This window comes from Aquimarina rubra (genome assembly GCF_042684305.1).
Classification (GTDB): Bacteria; Bacteroidota; Bacteroidia; order Flavobacteriales; family Flavobacteriaceae; genus Aquimarina; species Aquimarina rubra.
In genome coordinates this window covers 1-656 of the sequence record NZ_JBHULE010000028.1, presented here as the reverse complement: position 1 = coordinate 656, position 656 = coordinate 1, and the positions used below count along the sequence as shown (strand labels likewise).

Below are 656 nucleotides of genomic sequence, written 5' to 3'. Positions count from 1 at the left end.
AACGTTTAATATATGTGTCGTAGCAAAGCAAAATGTTACCTTGCTTTTTGATTTTTCTGCGCATTGATTGCTAACTTTTCCTTTCTGCAAGCATTGCGCCTTGCCAAAAATACAACAACCATTCGATTGATCACTTTGCTGCTATGACATCATATATCGTGTTGTAAGCAGTTTTTTCTACTGTGTTTTAGATTTAAAAATTCCGAAATGCCATAATATTCCACAAGGGTCGTGAAGGAAAAACTCGTTTCCCCATTCGTTATATACTATTTCAGATAAGCGCACATTCTCATATTTTTCAGTCAACTTTAAGTTCCGTATGTATTTCAAAGTACTTTCTAAATTATCAACCTCAAAGAAAATCATTGAGTTATCAATCCAATCTTTCACATAAGCATCTTGTAAATAAAATCCGAATTCTCCAATGTAGAAATAAGACATTTTTTCAGATGTGATGACTTCTTTAAATCCTAAATCCAGATAGAAATTTCGCGAAAGATTATAGTTTTTAGAACCAATAAATGACCTGATTGATTTTCCTGATAATTTCATTTTGAAATGTTTTTTTTAGATTTCTCTAATTTTTGATTTTCCTTTATCCGTTTTCAGAGGAATTTATTGAAATTTCTGTTGCGGTTTGGAAATTGCTTACAACG

The 656-nt window shown here is 31.2% G+C and carries 1 protein-coding gene; it reads right to left on the bottom strand.

From position 1 onward, the window contains the following. Nucleotides 1-177 precede the first annotated feature (177 nt). On the bottom strand, nucleotides 178-552 hold the full coding sequence (locus ACFSR1_RS19605) for a glyoxalase (protein ID WP_378294748.1): 375 nt from the start codon (nucleotides 550-552) through the stop codon (nucleotides 178-180). Nucleotides 553-656 lie beyond the last annotated feature (104 nt).